Genomic DNA, 15,706 nt, shown 5'->3' on the forward strand with positions numbered 1-15,706 from the left:
ATGTCTTCCACTCCGGTCACGGCTGCGCCGGATTGCACTTCTGCGCGGCACAAATTCATGGTTCTGCCGGTCATTGTTCTTATCTTGGCGCAGATGGGCACCACGGGCGATAACGGAGCGTTGTCTCTCGCTACCTCGGCGCTCACGCGCGAGCTCGGCGCCACGACCTCAGACATTCAGCTCGCCAACATGATTTATCCGCTCGTGGGCGGCGCCTTTATGATCGCCGGCGGCCTTATGGGCACCATCCTCGGCTGGAAGCGGGCGTTTCGCATCGGCGCCGTGCTTTGCGCGGCGGGCGAGGTGGCGCTCGCCGTCGCGCCCAACATGTTCGTGTTCATTTGGGTTGGGCGTGTGCTCGTGGGGCTCGGTGCGAGCTTTCTCATTCCGTCGGTGCTCGGCCTCATCCCGGTCATGTACACCGGGCGCGACCGCATGGTCGCCTTTGGGTGCATCGGCGCGGCCTCGGGCCTCTCGGCGGTGCTGCCCCTCATGTTGGGCGTGGTCATGGAAGTCGCGGGCATGCACGTGACCTTCTTCACGCTTGCGGCGTACTTTGTAGCGGTGGCAGCGGCGTCGCTCGCCTTGCCGCCCATCGCCGAGGCGGACGAGAAGCTGCGCTTCGACGGCATAGGCGTCACGCTCGCCGCACTCGGCCTGTTCCTCTTCCTCATCGGTCTCTCGAGTGTGTCGAGTTGGGGTCTTGTGCGTCCGCTTGACGGGTGCCCCTTCACGCTCTTTGGCATCTCGCCGGCGCTTCCCATGGCTGCCGCCGGCATTGTGGTGCTTGCGATTCTTATTAAGGTCGAGGGGACGGTCGAGAAAAAGAACGGCATCGCGCTGCTCCCGCGGTCGTTTCTCACCACGCCGCAGGTGCTCGCGGGGCTTATCGCCAACGCCATCACCTTTTTCTTCATGGGTGCGCAGTCCATCCTGATGGCACCCTATCTCCAGCTCGTTGCCGGGTGGACGCCCGTCGACGTGGGGACCATCTCCATCGCAACCGGTGTTCCCACCTTTGCGCTCGCCCTCGGCATCCCTAAGCTCATGCCCAACGCCCACCCGCGGCGCGTCATCCAGACGGGGTATCTCGCCATGGCACTCGCCCTCGGCATCATGGCGTTGTCGGTCACCGTCGACGGGTGCAGCCGTGTGGGTGTCTACCTGGGTGCTTTTATGGCTGGCGTGGGCGCGGGCACGGTGTCGTCGCACGCGAGCAACGTGGTCGCTCTGGCGCTGCCCGAGCGCGATGCGGCGCAGTCCGGCGGTATTCAGAGCACGATGCGCAACGTGGGCCAGGCCATCGGCGTGGCACTGCTTGGCGCGGTGCTCCTCTTTGGCATCACGAGCTCGGTGCGCGTCCGCGCCGCCGCGGACCCGGCCATCTCTCCTTCTGTTGCGGAGCGTCTCTCTACCGTGAACATCAACTTGGGTAGCGACGCGGACTTTGAGCGACAGATAGTAGACATCCCCATGACCGATGCCGAGCGGAGTGATCTGGTGCGCATTCAGGCACAGGCTCGCTTCGAGTCGACGCGCATCGCCTATGCGGTCGGTGCCGCCGTGGTGCTGCTCGGTTTGGCGTCGACGCCTGCCATCAAGGTGGCCGAGAAGCAGAAGGGCTGAGGGACCCGCGCGGATTGCTCGGCATGATACGCCGCTGGCTCCCTCCCGGCACCCCTCACATCGATGCCCGTCGCAGGTGCGGCGGGCATCTTTTGCATCCATGGCTGATATACTGGACCTGTATGTAGAAACCCCCCTTGCCTAGGAGGAGCCATGGACCTCAACAAGCGTCCCGACGACATGGTCCGCATCACCACCCCCGAGCTCGCACAGGCGTTCATCGCCGAGCAGGTTGAGGCCTGCCGTGCGCAGATTGGCGACAAGAAGGTGCTGCTCGCGCTTTCGGGCGGCGTCGATTCGAGCGTCGTCGCGGCGCTTCTCATTCGCGCCGTGGGTAAGCAGCTTATCTGCGTGCACGTGAACCACGGCCTCATGCGCAAGGGCGAGTCCGAGCAGGTCATCGACGTTTTCAAGAACCAGATGGACGCCAACCTCGTCTATGTGGACGCAACCGACCGCTTCCTCAACCTGCTCGAGGGCGTGGCGGAGCCCGAGCGTAAGCGCAAGATCATCGGCGCCGAGTTCATCCGCGTGTTCGAGGAGGAGGCCCGCAAGGTCGCCGACGACGTCGCGTTCCTCGCGCAGGGCACCATCTACCCGGATATCCTCGAGTCCGATGGCGTGAAGGCCCATCACAACGTGGGCGGTCTGCCCGAGGACCTGCAGTTCGAGCTTTGCGAGCCCGTGAAGCTCCTCTTTAAGGACGAGGTGCGTGTGGTCGGCCGCGAGCTGGGGCTCCCCGAGTCCATGGTCGAGCGCCAGCCGTTCCCTGGCCCGGGCCTGGGCGTGCGCTGCCTCGGTGCCATTACGCGCGATCGCCTAACGGCGCTGCGCGAGGCCGACGCGATTCTGCGCGAGGAGTTTGCCGAGGCAGGTCTTGCCGGCAAGGTCTGGCAGTACTTTGTTGTCGTGCCCGACATGCGCGCCACGGGCGTGCGCGACGGCAAGCGCGCCTACGAGTGGCCGGCGATCATTCGCGCCGTCAACACGGTCGATGCCATGACCGTCACGGTGCCGGAGCTCGACTGGGCGCTCATGAAGCGCATTGCCGAGCGCATCCTCGCCGAGGTGCCGGGCATCTGCCGCGTGGCTATGGACCTTACGCCCAAACCCATCGGCACCATCGAGTGGGAGTAGCCTGTGTAACGCACATGGTTTTGAAAAATGCTAAAAATGTTGCGGTAAAAGCCGAATATCGCCTCCTGGCTCTTTATGGGAGCCGGGAGGCGTTTTCTGTGAGACTGAGCCGTCGCAGGTAGCATCTCAAGAAGATTCGGCCGTTCGACTGCAAACGCGACGGCTATCCGCGCTATCTCTTCACGCTCGACCCGCTCCTTTATCAGCACGAGGGCGTGAAGCGCCTCATCCTCATCGATTTCAAAGCCGAGGGGCAAAACCTGTTCGGTGATAGCGTGTAGACTACCGGGTAGTGTTCGAATCACGATGACAATCAGGGTGTGACGCTTATGGATCTTGCCGAGGTGAGTGCGCGCATGGCCGACGGGAGGCTCTATGCCTCCAATAGCCCCGAGCTATTTGCTGAGCAAGCGCGCTACCGCGACGTGCTGGACGCATATAATCGCCTGCCGTTTGGTAATGCGGACGAGCGCGAGAGACTCTTGCGCAAGCTCGTCGCCGAGGCGGGAACGGACTGCATGATCGAGCCGCTCTTTCACGCCAACTGGGGCGGCGCCAACTTGCACCTGGGGGACCGGGTGTATGCGAACATGGGGCTCACGCTCGTGGACGATGCAGACATTTTCATCGAGGATGATGTGATGATCGGCCCCAACGTCACCCTCTGTACCGGAACGCATCCGGTCGCTCCGCGCCTGCGTGCAAAGGGCGCCCAGTACAACAAACCCGTCCGCATCTGCCGCGGCGCATGGATCGGTGCTGGCAGCATCGTGCTGCCAGGCGTGACGGTGGGCGAGGGCTCGGTTGTGGGCGCCGGCAGTGTGGTCGTGCACGACATCCCTGCCGGCGTGATTGCGGTGGGCAACCCCTGCCGTGTCCTGCGCAAGATCGACGAGGCTGACGAGCGCTTCTTTGACCACGGGAAGCCGGTCGATCCGTTCTGGCTTAACGATTAGGGGAAGCAATGGGCGGATGGGAGCTGGATGCGCTTCATGCCATACAGGGGCTGCATGGTCCCGCGCCCGATGCGCTCATGGTTACGGCGTCGGCGCTCGGCTCTCATTCACTGATATGGCTCGTTGCAGCAGCGGCTCTTTTGGTGTCTCGACGGACGCGCACCGCGGGCGTGGCAATCCTTGTTGCCGTTGCTGCCGCCGAATTCGCTGTACCTGCAATCAAGGCCGTTGTTATGCGCCCGCGACCCTATATGGTTGATACCACCGTTGCGCTTATCGCGCCCGCGCCGGGTGGCTGGTCGTTTCCTTCGGGTCATACTACCTGCGCCTTTGCCTGCGCTGCTGCCATGGCGGTGTCGCTCGGGCGTGCGCGCTGGAAGCTCTGGCTACCTGTTTGGGCGCTCGCAGCAACCGTTGCCTTCTCGCGGCTCTACTTGTTCGTCCATTGGCCTAGCGATGTTGCCGCGGGCGTGGCCCTTGGCGTAGCGCTCGGCGCTGCGTCCGCCCTGTTGGTATCATCATGGGTGAAGGTGCGGCAAGGTAGAGGAGGGGAGCGCGCGTGACGGAACAGGGCCTCGTGCTGCCGGAAGGACTCGAGCTTCAACAAACGCAAGCCGGACTCACGCTCGCCGGCGATGGCATGACGCTCACGCCTGATTTTGCCGATATGCTTCCGCGTGTGCGTGCCGGGGCGCTTGCGCGCGAGCTCCTCGTGCGGGCGGCAAAGGTCAAGGCTCCCACAGGTACGGTGCCCCTTGCCGTGGATGCGACGGCAGGTCTTGGCGAGGATTCCTTCCTGTTAGCAGCCGCGGGCTTTGAGGTGCTGCTCTTTGAGCGAGATCCCGTTATCGCCGCCCTTCTTGCCGATGCGCTCGAGCGTGCCCGCCGCGCGTCCGCGACGGCGGAGATTGCCGCCCGCATGACGCTTACGGGCTCTGACAGTACAGAAGGGCTCCGCCACCTCGACCGCACCCCCGACGTGGTCTACCTCGATCCGATGTTTCCCGAGCGACGCAAGAGCGCTGCGGTAAAGAAGAAGTTCCAGCTTCTGCACCATCTCGAGCGCCCCTGCGACGACGCGGACGCGCTTATGGACGCCGCGCTCGCGGCCCATCCCAAAAAGATCGTGGTGAAGCGCCCTGTTAAGGGACCGCATCTTGCTGGGGTCAAGCCGAGCTACAGCCTTGCGGGCAAGGCCGTGCGCTACGACGTTATCGTGCCTGCGATTCCAAAGAATCGTTGATGCCGCGCCGCCCTCCTTTCCGCGGCGGAGCTACGCGGTACCATGGAACATCCTGTTGTTCTGTTGCATCCCTTTGGTGAGGAGATCTTTTGAGGGAGCCCATGCGCAAGCGTAGATTTGCCCTTGTCGTCACGCTGTTGTTGTCTGTCCTTCTGGGTGCCACCGGCTGCTCAGACACGCAGAGCAAGACCGATCAGACGGCCGCCTCCGTTCAGCAGAGCGCCGGAACCTATGCACAGCAGATTACGGTTGACGACGCCTCTTTCACCGACGAGGAGATTGCCTACGCCGAGGACAATCTGGGCTACGAGCGCTACAGCGACCTCGACGTACTCGGTCGATGCGGCGAGGCCATGGCTTGCCTCGGTCCCGAGACGCTGCCCGCCCGCGGTGAGGAGCGCGAGAGCATCAGCGAGGTTCACCCCACAGGCTGGCACTCTATCCGCTACGACTTTGTAGACGGCGGCTCGCTCTACAACCGCAGCCACCTCATCGGCTGGGCCCTCTCGGCAGAGAATGCCAACGAGCGCAACCTCGTGACGGGTACGCGCTGGATGAACGCCGACGTGATGCGCCCGTTTGAGGAGGATGTGGCAGATTACATCTACAAGACGGATAACCATGTCCTCTACCGCTCGACACCGGTGTTTGAGGGCGACGAGCTGGTATGTCGCGGTATTCGCGTAGAGGCCCTGTCGCTTGAGGATGGCGGCCGCGAGATCAACTTTGACGTGTGGTGCCCGAACCTCCAGCCCGGGGTCACCATCGATTATGCGACGGGCGATGCCTGGATCGATGAAGAGACGATCGACGATGTGGTTGAGGACGCTTCTTCGCGGGGTGACGATGCCATCGACCGTGATGCAGAGGGTACCTATATCCTCAACACGAGTTCCAAGAAGATTCACGAGCCCGATTGCGAGGGCGTGCAGGATATGTCGCCCCGCAACCGCGAGGAGTTCACCGGCTCGATTGCCGAGGCCGAGCGTCTGGGTTACAACCTCTGTCCGCAGTGCCTCGGCTAGCGGGGTCTTCCGCACCGGTGGGCGCCGCTACTCCCATGGGTGAGAGGTGAGGTGCCAGCCGCCGCAGTAGCTGCACTTGTAACAGGTAAGGCCGCGCCTGCCGTGCTCGGCGCACGCCTCTATGGCAAGGAGGGCCTCGCCCTTGGTGGCGTAGCGTTTCTTGGAAGCGCAGGCCTTCTCGTAGCGCGCCTGTTCGCGGCGCTCTGCCAGCGCGTCGTGGCGCTGTTCCTCGCGCGCAAAGATATCGTCGAAGCCGCCGAGCTCTTCGCGGAACTGCTCGATGCGCTTGGCACGCGCCGATGGTTTTCGACTCGACATGCTCCTCCGTCCCTCAGCGTCTAAAACGTACCGCCCGCCGTCCCGCAATGAAAAACGTTTCCAATGGCTGGAAAACGTTTCCGGCGAATCCGTCCGTCGGCGGCTGTTGTTCTTGGGTAGTACGATGCCAGAAGGGGCCCTCTTGCGAGGGGTGAAGAGACAAGGAGCACAACATGAGCACGTGGTTGGACGACGGCATTTTCTACGAGATCTATCCGCAGAGCTTCAACGATACCAACGATGATGGCATCGGCGATATCCCCGGCATCATCGAAAAGCTCGATTACATCAAGGAGCTCGGCGCGAACGCCCTGTGGCTGAACCCCTGCTTTGTCTCGCCCTTTGGAGACGCCGGCTACGACGTTGCCGACTACTGCCAAGTGGCGCCGCGTTACGGCACGAACGACGACCTCATCCGCCTGTTTGACGAGTGCCACGCGCGCGGCATGCACGTGCTGCTCGACCTGGTGCCCGGCCACACCTCTATTGAGCATCCGTGGTTCCGCGAATCCTGCAAGGCTGCCGAGAACGAGTACACCGGCCGTTACGTGTGGAACGATAGCGTCTGGGCACCTATGGACATCAAGGGCATCAACGGCGTGCTGCGCGGTATCTCGGAGCGCAACGGCGCCGTGGGCGTGAACTTTTTTGCCTTCCAGCCCGCGCTTAACTACGGCTTTGCCGAACGCGACCAGCCGTGGCAGAGCGCGGTCGATAGCCCCGAGGCCCTCGCCACGCGCCAGGCCATGAAGGACGTCATGGCGTTTTGGCTCGAGCGCGGCTGCGACGGCTTCCGCGTGGACATGGCGGGCTCGCTCGTCAAAAACGACCCGGGCCAGGAGGCGACCATCGCGCTTTGGCAGGATATGCGCGCCTATCTCGACGCCAACTATCCCGATGCCGTCCTCATCTCCGAGTGGGGCGAGCCGGACAAGACCATTCGCGCCGGCTTCCACATGGACTTCTTGCTGCAGTTTGGCACGTCGCACTACATGGATCTGTTCCGTCGTCCGGAGCACAGCACCATTACGCCGCATCCGTTCTTCAGCCGCGAGGGCGCCGGCGACGCAAGCGAGTTTGTGGCCACCTACAAGCGCAACCTCGACCTCACCGACGGCCGCGGCCTTATGTGCATCCCCTCGGGCAACCATGATATGGAGCGCCTGCGCCGCTACCTCGACCCCGAAGAGATGAAGATGGCCTTTGCCTTCATCCTCTCTATGCCGGGCTGCCCCTTCATCTACTATGGTGACGAAATCGGTATGCGCCACCTGGACGTCACCTCCGTCGAGGGCGGCTACATGCGTACGGGCGCCCGCTCGCCCATGCAGTGGGACGAGGGCAAGAACTTTGGGTTCTCCGGCGCCTCGGCAGAGGACCTCTATATCTCGCAGGATCCCGCGGACGACGCGCCGACGGTCGCTGCCGAGATGGCCGATGACTCATCGCTGTGGCATGAGGTGCAAAAGCTCATCGCCCTGCGCAAGGCCACGCCGGCGCTCGGTGTGAATGCTGCCATTGAGTTTGCGTACTGCGAGAAGGACGCCTATCCGCTCGTGTACCTGCGTTCCGAGCGCGCCGAGGGCGGCCAGCGCGTGCTGGTTGCGCTAAACCCTGCCGACCGTCCTGCCACCTGCCCGTGCCCCTACGAGGCAGACGAGGTTATCTACACCTTGGGCGGCACCTCGGAGCTTGCGGACGGAACGCTCGCCATGCCCGCGGCGAGCGCCACGTTCTTCACGGTCCGCTAACGCTCTCGGCAGAGGCGGGATGGCTGTCGTCTGGTAGCGCCTTCTACAGGTTGGCGCCCGACCAGTCAGTGTCCTCTACAGGAAACCGAGTTTACCAGCTGCTCAAGCTCGTTTTGCGCTGGTAAACTTGGTTTTCATGCATTAAGGGGTCACGGAAACCAAGGTTACCGTCTAAAAGGATGAAGCCTGCGCGCAAGGCGGCACGCCCCGGGGCGTACGGCCTCGGACGCAAAGGGGGAAGCGGTCCGCACCGAGAGGATGAGGCGGTCGATTGCCTCGGAGACGGGGCGGCGGAACATGCCCATGCGCGGGCTGCGGGTAAGTCGCGGGAGTACCTCGGCGCTCGCGACGGCAAGATGGCCCGACCAAGCGAGACCATCCCGGCGGCACGCCTGTGCGAGCGCGCCGAAGGCCTCATCGATGTTGCGCTGGTCTGCGCCGTCGCTTGCGGCCACGTCCGCTAGGGCGCCCACAGCATAAACGCGGGCGCCCGGCACGACCATGTGGCTTAGCTCGGGCACGTGGGGGCACTCCGCGGCGAAGCCGATGACGGCGGCATCGAAGCGGCCCGTCTCGCCAAGAGCGCCTTGAGTGCCGGTTGACATGTCTGGTAGAGAGATTCGCTGCAGTGAGGGTATAGCCGCCGCATTGCCGTGCCCTGCCGCAGAAAGACGGGCATATACGGCAAAGGCCTCGGCAAAATCATCCAGCAATAAACCAGCAGCTTGGTCGAGCTCCCGCAGAGGCTCAGGTGAGTCCGCCGGAGCCTTGGCATGCACAAGAAGGATACGTTGCGGAGCCCCCATGGCAGCCTCTACGCGTCGATGGGATGGAAGACGGGCTCCCAACCCTCAAACGTGCAGTATTCGGTGTAGCCGAGTTCGGCGAGGCGCCGCTTGACGAGGGCAAGATACGCCCCCAGATGCGCCGGCTCGTGCGAGTCGCTGCCGACGGTGATGATGCGACCGCCGAGGTCACGGTAGAGGCGAAGGATCTCGGTGCAGGGCTGGAGGTCGGGAAGGCCGTAGCGGAAGCTCGAGGTGTTGACTTCGATACCCTTGCCGTCGGCGATAGCGCGGGTGAGAATCTCGGCGATTACGTCGCGGCTGTTCTCAAAGGGATAGATGCCCGCGTCGTCGTAGCGTTTGATAAGGTCAAGATGGCCGAGCACGCTGTAGCCCGTGTAGTTCGTGACGACTTTGAGCATTTCCTCGTAGTACGCGTCGTTGTACTCCTTCTGGGTGCGGCCGCGCTGAAAATCGCCGGTCCAGAACTCGGCATCGCCTACCTGATGGATGGAGAGGATGGCAAAGTCCATCTCCCCGCCCCAGCGCGAGAGCAGCTGTTCGTAGCGGTCGATGGTGTGCATCTGCACGCCGAGCTCAAGGCCGCGCTTTACGGTGAGGTCGCGCGCATAGCGGTCGCGCACCTCGGCAAGGGTGGGGAAGTAGCGCTCGTAGTCGACGTTGAGGGCCGGCTCGCCGTCGAATACGGGGGCAAGCTCAGGGTGGTCGATGTCGGGCTTGATACCGTAGTCCACGTGATCGGTAAAGCAGATCTCGGAGAGGTTCAGCCGGATGGCGTCGCGGCAGATGTCGTCGACGGCGTAGACGGAGTCGTCGCTGAACTCGGAGTGAACGTGGTAGTCGGCGAGCATGGACCCTCCCAAAGCGGTGAACGGCACTTAGTCGAGCTTGATGTGCTCGATATCCTTGCGGCTGCTCGCGCGGTAGAGGGAGAAGCGGCGTCCAATGACCTGGACGACTTCGGCGCCGAGCGCCTGGGCGAGGTCGTCTGCCGCCTCGCGCGCGGTGAGCATGGAGCTGTCGAGGACCGAGCACTTGATGAGCTCATGTGCCTCAAGGCTGTCGCTTGCCTGCGCGATGATGCCGTCGCTGATGTCGCCTTTGCCGATCATGACAACGGGGTCGAGGTGATGCGCGAGGCTGCGCAGCTGTCTGACTTGGCGTCCGGTGAGTGCCATTAGCTTCTCTCTTTCTTCGGCGCTGGGCGCCGGTAGGGTTCAAGTTCTCCCACGATACCGCATATACCTCGCGCAAGACAACGCAAATGCCGATTGTGCAGCAGAAAGGTCAGGCAGCACACGATTTTCTCCGTATGCCGATACGTCCTCACGCGAGCGGGCCGCCTTGGATACTATGGTGTGAACAAACGACAGCCGACGGCAGAAAGTAGGCCGCTATGGATACGAACGATAAGGCAAACGAGCCGGTAAACGAGCTCGAGGTGTTTCCGGGTGCTTTCGCGACGGAGGAACCGCCTACGGCAGGCGAGCCTTCAGTCGCCCCCGAGGCGACCGAGCGCCCTGCGGAGGGCACCGAGTCCGAGTCGCCTGCGCCTGCAGCCGAGGATGCCGACCCCGCCGCGCAGGTGGCTGACTCCGCCGCGCAGGCAGCTCCCGCCACCCCAGAGGAGCCCGAGGTCAACCCCTGGAACGGTCCGGTGGATCCCGACTATGGGAAGGAACCCGAGGTCAACCCATGGAACGGACCCATGGACCCCTCATATGGGGAGGGCACTCCGGCTGCCAAGGGTCGGCGCGGTATCGGCGCGGGTGCTGTAGTGGCCATTGGGGTGATCGCCGTGGTGATTGCCGTTGCGATTGCCTTCGTAGGGCCGCACCTCTTAAAGCCGACGGAGCCTGCCCGGGAAGATGACCAGGTGTTTGAGGGGCTCGACCCGCTTGATCACGACACGTTTGACGATGGTTTTGCCGACGATATCTTTGGCGAGGATGCCGAGGACATCGAGAGCTACCTCGACGAGGGCGAGGACTTCGCCTATGGCGGGGCCGTGTCGCCCGAGGGCCTCGACGAGCAGGAGCGCGCCATCTACGACGCTGCCGACGAGCGCCTGGCGGCGCTTGCCGCGGCAGATCCAGTGGAGACCTCGCTTATCGCGGCGCTGGTGTCGGAGGGTTTTGCGGACCAGATGGAGATCTTCACCCTCTCCGACTGCGGGGTCGACGCGGAGGAGTACGCCCGTGTCATGCTCGAGGATATGAGCTACACCATCAACGACGTCTATGCGAGCTACGAGGACGATGCCGCGCTCGTGCGCACGACCGTGACCTGCCGCGACGTCTTCTCGGTTATCGACGAGTTCAACACGTTGATGGATGTCTACAAGAACTCGGAGGAGTACGCGGTCTCGAGCTACGAGGAGGACGTCGAGCGCGTGGGCATCATGTTCATGGAGGCGGCGCGCCGCGCACCCCTAAACGATGGCTATGCGATGGATCTTGTCCTGCGCAATGTCGATGGCGCGTGGAAGATCGACGAGGAAAGCTGGGAGGCCGACCTCGACTACCTCTTCGATGTCGAGTAAGCGATAGGTTGCGCTTCCTCAGGGCGGACGCGCAATACAGCGAAGTGCCGCTCCGTGCAAAGCCGGGGTCTCGTCTCGAATACTACATGTTGTAGCGCCCGCCGCGCGTACAAGCGTGACGGGCGCTGTTTTTCGGTGAGCGGCGAGCGAGATGTTGAAGAGGTCGTTGAGGCGAGGCACAGGGGCGCAGGTCGAGAAAAGATACCTAAGAGAGACTATATATAGGGCGTCCATTCGCCTAATACCCTACATCTTGTATGTATATTGGCGCTCAAGTTGATAGACTTTTGTCGGCTGGCTCTATCGTGGACGTTCAGCGCGTGTCATTTCTCTGTCCGCACGGGCCGCCATACTGTTCGCAAGCATCCGGAAGCGCGGGGCAGGGCCCCGGGCCGGTGAGAGAGCGAGGGATCATGGCTACGACCGTTGACGAGCTTATCGTGAGGCGTTTCACACAAGCGCTGGATGCGCCCGAGAACGCGGGAAAGACGGTGTACGACCTGTTCGAGTGGTCGGAGCGGTCGGTACACCTCGCCGACTACAAGACGGGCAAGACCCTCTGCGACATGGAGGGGCTCGAGTTCCCGGCAAACTACTCGCAAAACGCCGTCGACATCATCGCATCTAAGTACTTCCGCCGCGCAGGAGTGCCCGGTGGCGGCAGCGAGACCTCCATGCGCCAGGTGGCACATCGCATGGTCGATTTTTGGGTGGCGGCATTGGTGGACGAGGGCCTTGTCGACGAGGGCGACGAGGCACAGATTCTCTACGACGAGCTCGTCTATATGATCTTGGACCAGAGGTTCGCCCCCAACTCGCCGCAGTGGTTCAACACCGGCCTCAAGCGTGCGTATGGCATCGCCGGCGAGCCGCAGGGCATGTACTATGTCGAGCCCACCACCGGTGAGGTGGTCGAGGCGCTGGATCAGTACACGCGCACACAGGCGTCTGCATGCTTTATCGTGAGCGTTGAGGATAAGCTGCTCGGTGAGCACTCCATCTCCGATGAGTTTGTGACCGAGACCAAGCTCTTCAAGGGCGGCTCGGGCACGGGCTCCAACTTCAGCGCGTTGCGCGCCGAGGGAGAGCGCCTCTCGGGCGGCGGCGTGTCGAGCGGTGTCATGAGCTTCCTGCGCGGTCTCGACCGTAACGCGGACGCCATCAAGAGCGGTGGCACCACGCGCCGCGCCGCCAAGATGGTCTGCCTTGATATCGATCACCCCGATATCGAGAAGTTCATCACGTGGAAGGCCAAAGAGGAGGACAAAGCCCTCGCCCTCATGAAGATGGGCTATGACGGCGACATCAACGGCGAGGCCTACGCCACCGTGTCCGGCCAGAACTCCAACAACTCCCTGCGTATCGATAACGAATTCATGGCAAAGGTCGCTGCGCTCGACGAGGATCCGGATGCCACCTACCTGCTGCGCGGCCGCGTGGACCGCGCCCTTGACCGCGAGGTATCGGTCGCGCACATCTGGAATGAGTTCAACGAATGCGCCTGGCGCTGCGCCGACCCGGCACCGCAGTTCTCGGACACCTTTAACGAGTGGCACACCTGCCCGGGTGGCGAGGACGGTGTTGTGGGAGCGACCTATAACCGGCTGAACTCGACAAACCCGTGCGGTGAGTACGCGTTCCTCGACGACTCGAGCTGCAACCTCGCCTCCATTAACGTCTACCGCTTCTTCGACCCTGCGACGGGTGTCTTTGACGTCGAGGGTTACGAGCATGCCATTGACCTCATCCAGTTGGCGCTCGAGGCATCGATTGCGTGGGGGCAGTTCCCCACAAAGGACATCGCGCGCAAGACCTATCGGTTCCGCGCGACGGGCCTTGGCATCTCCAACCTTGCGAGTCTGCTTATGGCCAAGGGTATGCCCTACGATTCGCCCGAGGCACGTGCCCTCGCCTCCGCGCTCGTGGGGACGCTTACCGGCCGCAGCTACGCGGCGTCGGCAATCATGGCGCGCAAGGTGGGGCCGTTTGACTGCTTCGATATCAACAAGCGCCATATGATGCGCGTCATCCGCAACCACGCCCGCGTGGCGGGCGCCAGAAACGACCCGTTCGAGGAGCTCACCATCGAGCCACCCGTCGTCGACTTCGACCTGCTCGTTCAAGCGGGGGAGGGCGAGCTTGCGCAGGCGCTCATCGAGAGCTGGACGTTTGCCGAGGAGCTCGGCGAGCGCTACGGGTATCGCAACGCGCAGGTGAGCGTGCTTGCGCCCACGGGCACCATCTCGTTTGCCATGGACTGCGGCGCCACCTCCATCGAGCCGTTCTTTAGCCACATGATCTACAAGAAGCTCTCCGGCGGCGGCTTCATGACGCTCGCAAACCCCGTCATCGGCGATGCTCTGGCGCATCTCGGCTATACCGACGAGGAGGTGTCGGACATTCTCGCCTACGTTCAGGCGACCGACGACAACGGCATGATCGTCGACGGCAAGATCGAGGGCGCGCCGCATCTCAAGCCCGAGCACCTGCCCATCTTCGATACCGCAAACACCTGCGGCACCGGCGAGCGCTATATCGACCCCAGGGGCCATGTCCTTATGGTCGCCGCGCTCACGCCGCTTGTCTCGGGCGCCATTTCCAAGACGGTGAACCTGCCTCACTCTGCCACCGTCGACGACTTTAAGGACGTCATCATGCTCTCGTGGCAGACGGGGTGCAAGGGCATCACGCTGTATCGCGATGGATCCAAAAACGCCCAGCCGCTCAACAACTCGCTGGTGGATGACGAGACCGACCGCGACCTCGGCGACCTCTCCTACGCAGACCTCCTCGCCTATGCGCGCTCGGCAAAAGAGCAGATCATGCGCGATGCTCCGGCGCGTGCTGCGGAGCGTCGCCGCATCATCGGTATCCGCAACGGCCACACCCATCTGGCGCAGATCGACGGCGTCAAGATCTACACCACGGTCAACCGCAACGAGGACGGCGAGATTGCCGAGCTCTTTGTGACGACCGACCGTGAGGGCACCACCATCATGGGCCTGCTGAACTCGCTCTCCAAGACCATCTCGGTCATGCTCCAGTACGGTATTCCCGCCGAGCGCATCTCCAAGATGCTCCGCGGGCAGATGTACGAGCCCTACGGCTTTGTCCAGAGCCATCCCAACATCAAGTACGTGACGTCCATCTCAGACCTCATCTCCAAGGTGATCGATATCGAGCTTGGTGACTACTCACGCGTGCAGGTAAAGCCTGAGGGTTGGGGTCAGATCGCCGGAGCCACGCCGGCGCCGGCGACCGCGCCCGTTGCCGTGGAGCCCGCCTTTGACGAGGAGCCCGTTGCGACGGAAGAGGAGCTGAACCGCCTTACGGCCGTCAAGGAGCAGGAGCTCGAGGAGGAGACCGGTCAGGTCGATACCAAGGACTTCTTCACGGCGGCGTTTGTGAGTGAGGCGGTGCACGATACGGCGATTCACGGCGAGCGCCTCTACGACGGTAGCGTCTGCCCTAACTGCGGCAGCTCTCGCATGGTGCAGAACGGGACTTGCAAGGTTTGCATGGACTGCGGGACCACAACCGGCTGCAGCTGATTGCCCTAGGCGCCGAGTTCTAGGGTGTAGATGCGCCCGCCCTCCTCAGTGAGGCGAAGTTCGGAGCCTTGGAGCTCCATCCCGGTGACGGTGCCTTCCTCCTGCGTTGGTTCAGAGGGAAGAGAACCGTCACCGGGGATGAAGCTTTGCAGGTAGAAGCTGCCATCGAGGTTGGATACGACGTAGATAACGCCGTTATAGGTGGCCATGCCCACCGGTTCTCCGGTCACAAGGAAGACCGTCAGAGGGTCGGCGCTGGAGCCGATGTTTTGCCGGGCGAGGGCATAGTCGCCCTCGGGCGTCATCTCAAACGAGTAGGTGAAGCCTATAACGTCAAGTGTTCCCGAGGCGTCAGCGGTGGCAGATGCGGTGGCATCGGCTTGGTCTGTGGCGATGAGCTCATCTGCCACGGGCTCGTCTGCCATAAAGGCGCGCAGGACCGCGCCGCCCACAAACCAGATGAGCGCGCAGGCGAGCGCGATGCCTATGACCGCGCCTGCTATCGCGCCGGCATGACCGCTCGACGTTGAGCGCCCTAGCGTTTCGGCCCGCGCACGACCGACGCCGGCGGCAGCCTGGCGCTGGCGCGTACGCTCTCTCGTATCGACGGTGCGCGCGGCGCGATGGGCGGCATCGGCGGCATTGATGGGCGCGTGCGCGCCCCGCGGTGCCGCGGCATGGCGCGGGGCGGTCTTCTTTGCGTGCTTGGCTTCGGTCACGGTGTACTCCCAAACGGTTTCAGGCGCTTTGT

The 15,706-nt window shown here is 63.1% G+C and carries 14 protein-coding genes; 9 read left to right on the forward strand and 5 right to left on the reverse strand.

Translation table 11 applies throughout. From position 1 onward, the window contains the following. The 6 genes from B5F89_RS03405 to B5F89_RS03430 all read left to right on the forward strand — a co-directional run bounded on the left by B5F89_RS03405 (position 1) and on the right by B5F89_RS03430 (position 5,987). Positions 1-1,626 (forward strand): MFS transporter, encoded by a 1,626-nt coding sequence (locus B5F89_RS03405; RefSeq protein ID WP_087430402.1) that lies wholly within the window; start codon positions 1-3, stop codon positions 1,624-1,626. Positions 1,627-1,779: 153 nt separating this feature from the next. After that, a complete protein-coding gene (gene guaA / locus B5F89_RS03410; protein WP_087430403.1) occupies positions 1,780-2,763 on the forward strand; it encodes a glutamine-hydrolyzing GMP synthase in 984 nt (327 codons plus the stop codon). Positions 2,764-3,092: 329 nt separating this feature from the next. Next, the gene (locus B5F89_RS03415) at positions 3,093-3,719 is read left to right on the forward strand and encodes a sugar O-acetyltransferase (protein WP_087430404.1); all 627 of its coding nucleotides are present in this window, start codon (positions 3,093-3,095) and stop codon (positions 3,717-3,719) included. Between the two features lie 8 nt (positions 3,720-3,727). Further along, entirely contained in the window at positions 3,728-4,282 is a 555-nt protein-coding gene (locus B5F89_RS03420; protein WP_087430405.1) for a phosphatase PAP2 family protein, read from the forward strand. Next, positions 4,279-4,962: a class I SAM-dependent methyltransferase gene (locus tag B5F89_RS03425; protein WP_239286656.1), complete on the forward strand. Its 684-nt coding sequence runs from the start codon at positions 4,279-4,281 to the stop codon at positions 4,960-4,962. Before B5F89_RS03420 ends, B5F89_RS03425 begins: the two co-directional genes overlap by 4 nt. A gap of 101 nt (positions 4,963-5,063) precedes the next feature. Beyond that, positions 5,064-5,987: a DNA/RNA non-specific endonuclease gene (locus B5F89_RS03430; protein ID WP_087430406.1), complete on the forward strand. Its 924-nt coding sequence runs from the start codon at positions 5,064-5,066 to the stop codon at positions 5,985-5,987. A 27-nt stretch (positions 5,988-6,014) separates the two neighbouring features. Here the strand turns inward: B5F89_RS03430 and B5F89_RS03435 are convergent, their stop codons facing one another. Further along, positions 6,015-6,305: a hypothetical protein gene (locus B5F89_RS03435; protein ID WP_087430407.1), complete on the reverse strand. Its 291-nt coding sequence runs from the start codon at positions 6,303-6,305 to the stop codon at positions 6,015-6,017. 173 nt (positions 6,306-6,478) lie between these two features. On the opposite strand from B5F89_RS03435, the gene B5F89_RS03440 reads away from it, so the two are divergent. After that, positions 6,479-8,056 carry an alpha-amylase family glycosyl hydrolase gene (locus B5F89_RS03440; RefSeq protein WP_087430408.1) on the forward strand — a complete coding sequence of 526 codons (1,578 nt, stop codon included), beginning with the start codon at positions 6,479-6,481 and terminating at the stop codon, positions 8,054-8,056. Positions 8,057-8,220: 164 nt separating this feature from the next. Here the strand turns inward: B5F89_RS03440 and B5F89_RS03445 are convergent, their stop codons facing one another. From B5F89_RS03445 to yhbY, 3 genes are all read right to left on the reverse strand, one after another. Further along, positions 8,221-8,661: a hypothetical protein gene (locus B5F89_RS03445; RefSeq protein WP_143758332.1), complete on the reverse strand. Its 441-nt coding sequence runs from the start codon at positions 8,659-8,661 to the stop codon at positions 8,221-8,223. 209 nt (positions 8,662-8,870) lie between these two features. After that, complete coding sequence (locus B5F89_RS03450) at positions 8,871-9,713, reverse strand: histidinol-phosphatase HisJ family protein (RefSeq protein WP_087430410.1); 843 nt, start codon at positions 9,711-9,713, stop codon at positions 8,871-8,873. Positions 9,714-9,740: 27 nt separating this feature from the next. Beyond that, positions 9,741-10,040 (reverse strand): ribosome assembly RNA-binding protein YhbY, encoded by a 300-nt coding sequence (gene yhbY, locus B5F89_RS03455; protein WP_087430411.1) that lies wholly within the window; start codon positions 10,038-10,040, stop codon positions 9,741-9,743. Positions 10,041-10,258: 218 nt separating this feature from the next. Between yhbY and B5F89_RS03460 the strand changes: the two genes are divergently transcribed. Both B5F89_RS03460 and B5F89_RS03465 read left to right on the forward strand, forming a co-directional pair. After that, on the forward strand, positions 10,259-11,404 hold the full coding sequence (locus B5F89_RS03460) for a hypothetical protein (protein WP_087430412.1): 1,146 nt from the start codon (positions 10,259-10,261) through the stop codon (positions 11,402-11,404). 413 nt (positions 11,405-11,817) lie between these two features. Next, positions 11,818-14,955 carry a vitamin B12-dependent ribonucleotide reductase gene (locus B5F89_RS03465; protein ID WP_087430413.1) on the forward strand — a complete coding sequence of 1,046 codons (3,138 nt, stop codon included), beginning with the start codon at positions 11,818-11,820 and terminating at the stop codon, positions 14,953-14,955. Positions 14,956-14,960: 5 nt separating this feature from the next. On the opposite strand, the gene B5F89_RS03470 is transcribed toward B5F89_RS03465, so the two are convergent. Beyond that, complete coding sequence (locus B5F89_RS03470) at positions 14,961-15,674, reverse strand: hypothetical protein (protein WP_087430414.1); 714 nt, start codon at positions 15,672-15,674, stop codon at positions 14,961-14,963. Positions 15,675-15,706: the final 32 nt, after the last annotated feature.

Origin of the sequence: Collinsella sp. An307, assembly GCF_002161805.1 — a bacterium.
Taxonomy (GTDB): Bacteria; Actinomycetota; Coriobacteriia; order Coriobacteriales; family Coriobacteriaceae; genus Coprousia.

Excerpts from the sequence above, each read along its gene's own strand:
- B5F89_RS03435 (WP_087430407.1), bottom strand. The coding sequence starts at position 6,305 with ATGTCGAGTCGAAAACCATCGGCGCGTGCCAAGCGCATCGAGCAGTTC.
- yhbY (WP_087430411.1), bottom strand. The coding sequence starts at position 10,040 with ATGGCACTCACCGGACGCCAAGTCAGACAGCTGCGCAGCCTCGCGCAT.
- B5F89_RS03465 (WP_087430413.1), top strand. The coding sequence starts at position 11,818 with ATGGCTACGACCGTTGACGAGCTTATCGTGAGGCGTTTCACACAAGCG.
- B5F89_RS03450 (WP_087430410.1), bottom strand. The coding sequence starts at position 9,713 with ATGCTCGCCGACTACCACGTTCACTCCGAGTTCAGCGACGACTCCGTC.
- B5F89_RS03460 (WP_087430412.1), top strand. The coding sequence starts at position 10,259 with ATGGATACGAACGATAAGGCAAACGAGCCGGTAAACGAGCTCGAGGTG.
- B5F89_RS03415 (WP_087430404.1), top strand. The coding sequence starts at position 3,093 with ATGGATCTTGCCGAGGTGAGTGCGCGCATGGCCGACGGGAGGCTCTAT.
- B5F89_RS03445 (WP_143758332.1), bottom strand. The coding sequence starts at position 8,661 with ATGTCAACCGGCACTCAAGGCGCTCTTGGCGAGACGGGCCGCTTCGAT.
- guaA (WP_087430403.1), top strand. The coding sequence starts at position 1,780 with ATGGACCTCAACAAGCGTCCCGACGACATGGTCCGCATCACCACCCCC.
- B5F89_RS03440 (WP_087430408.1), top strand. The coding sequence starts at position 6,479 with ATGAGCACGTGGTTGGACGACGGCATTTTCTACGAGATCTATCCGCAG.
- B5F89_RS03430 (WP_087430406.1), top strand. The coding sequence starts at position 5,064 with ATGCGCAAGCGTAGATTTGCCCTTGTCGTCACGCTGTTGTTGTCTGTC.
- B5F89_RS03405 (WP_087430402.1), top strand. The coding sequence starts at position 1 with ATGTCTTCCACTCCGGTCACGGCTGCGCCGGATTGCACTTCTGCGCGG.
- B5F89_RS03420 (WP_087430405.1), top strand. The coding sequence starts at position 3,728 with ATGGGCGGATGGGAGCTGGATGCGCTTCATGCCATACAGGGGCTGCAT.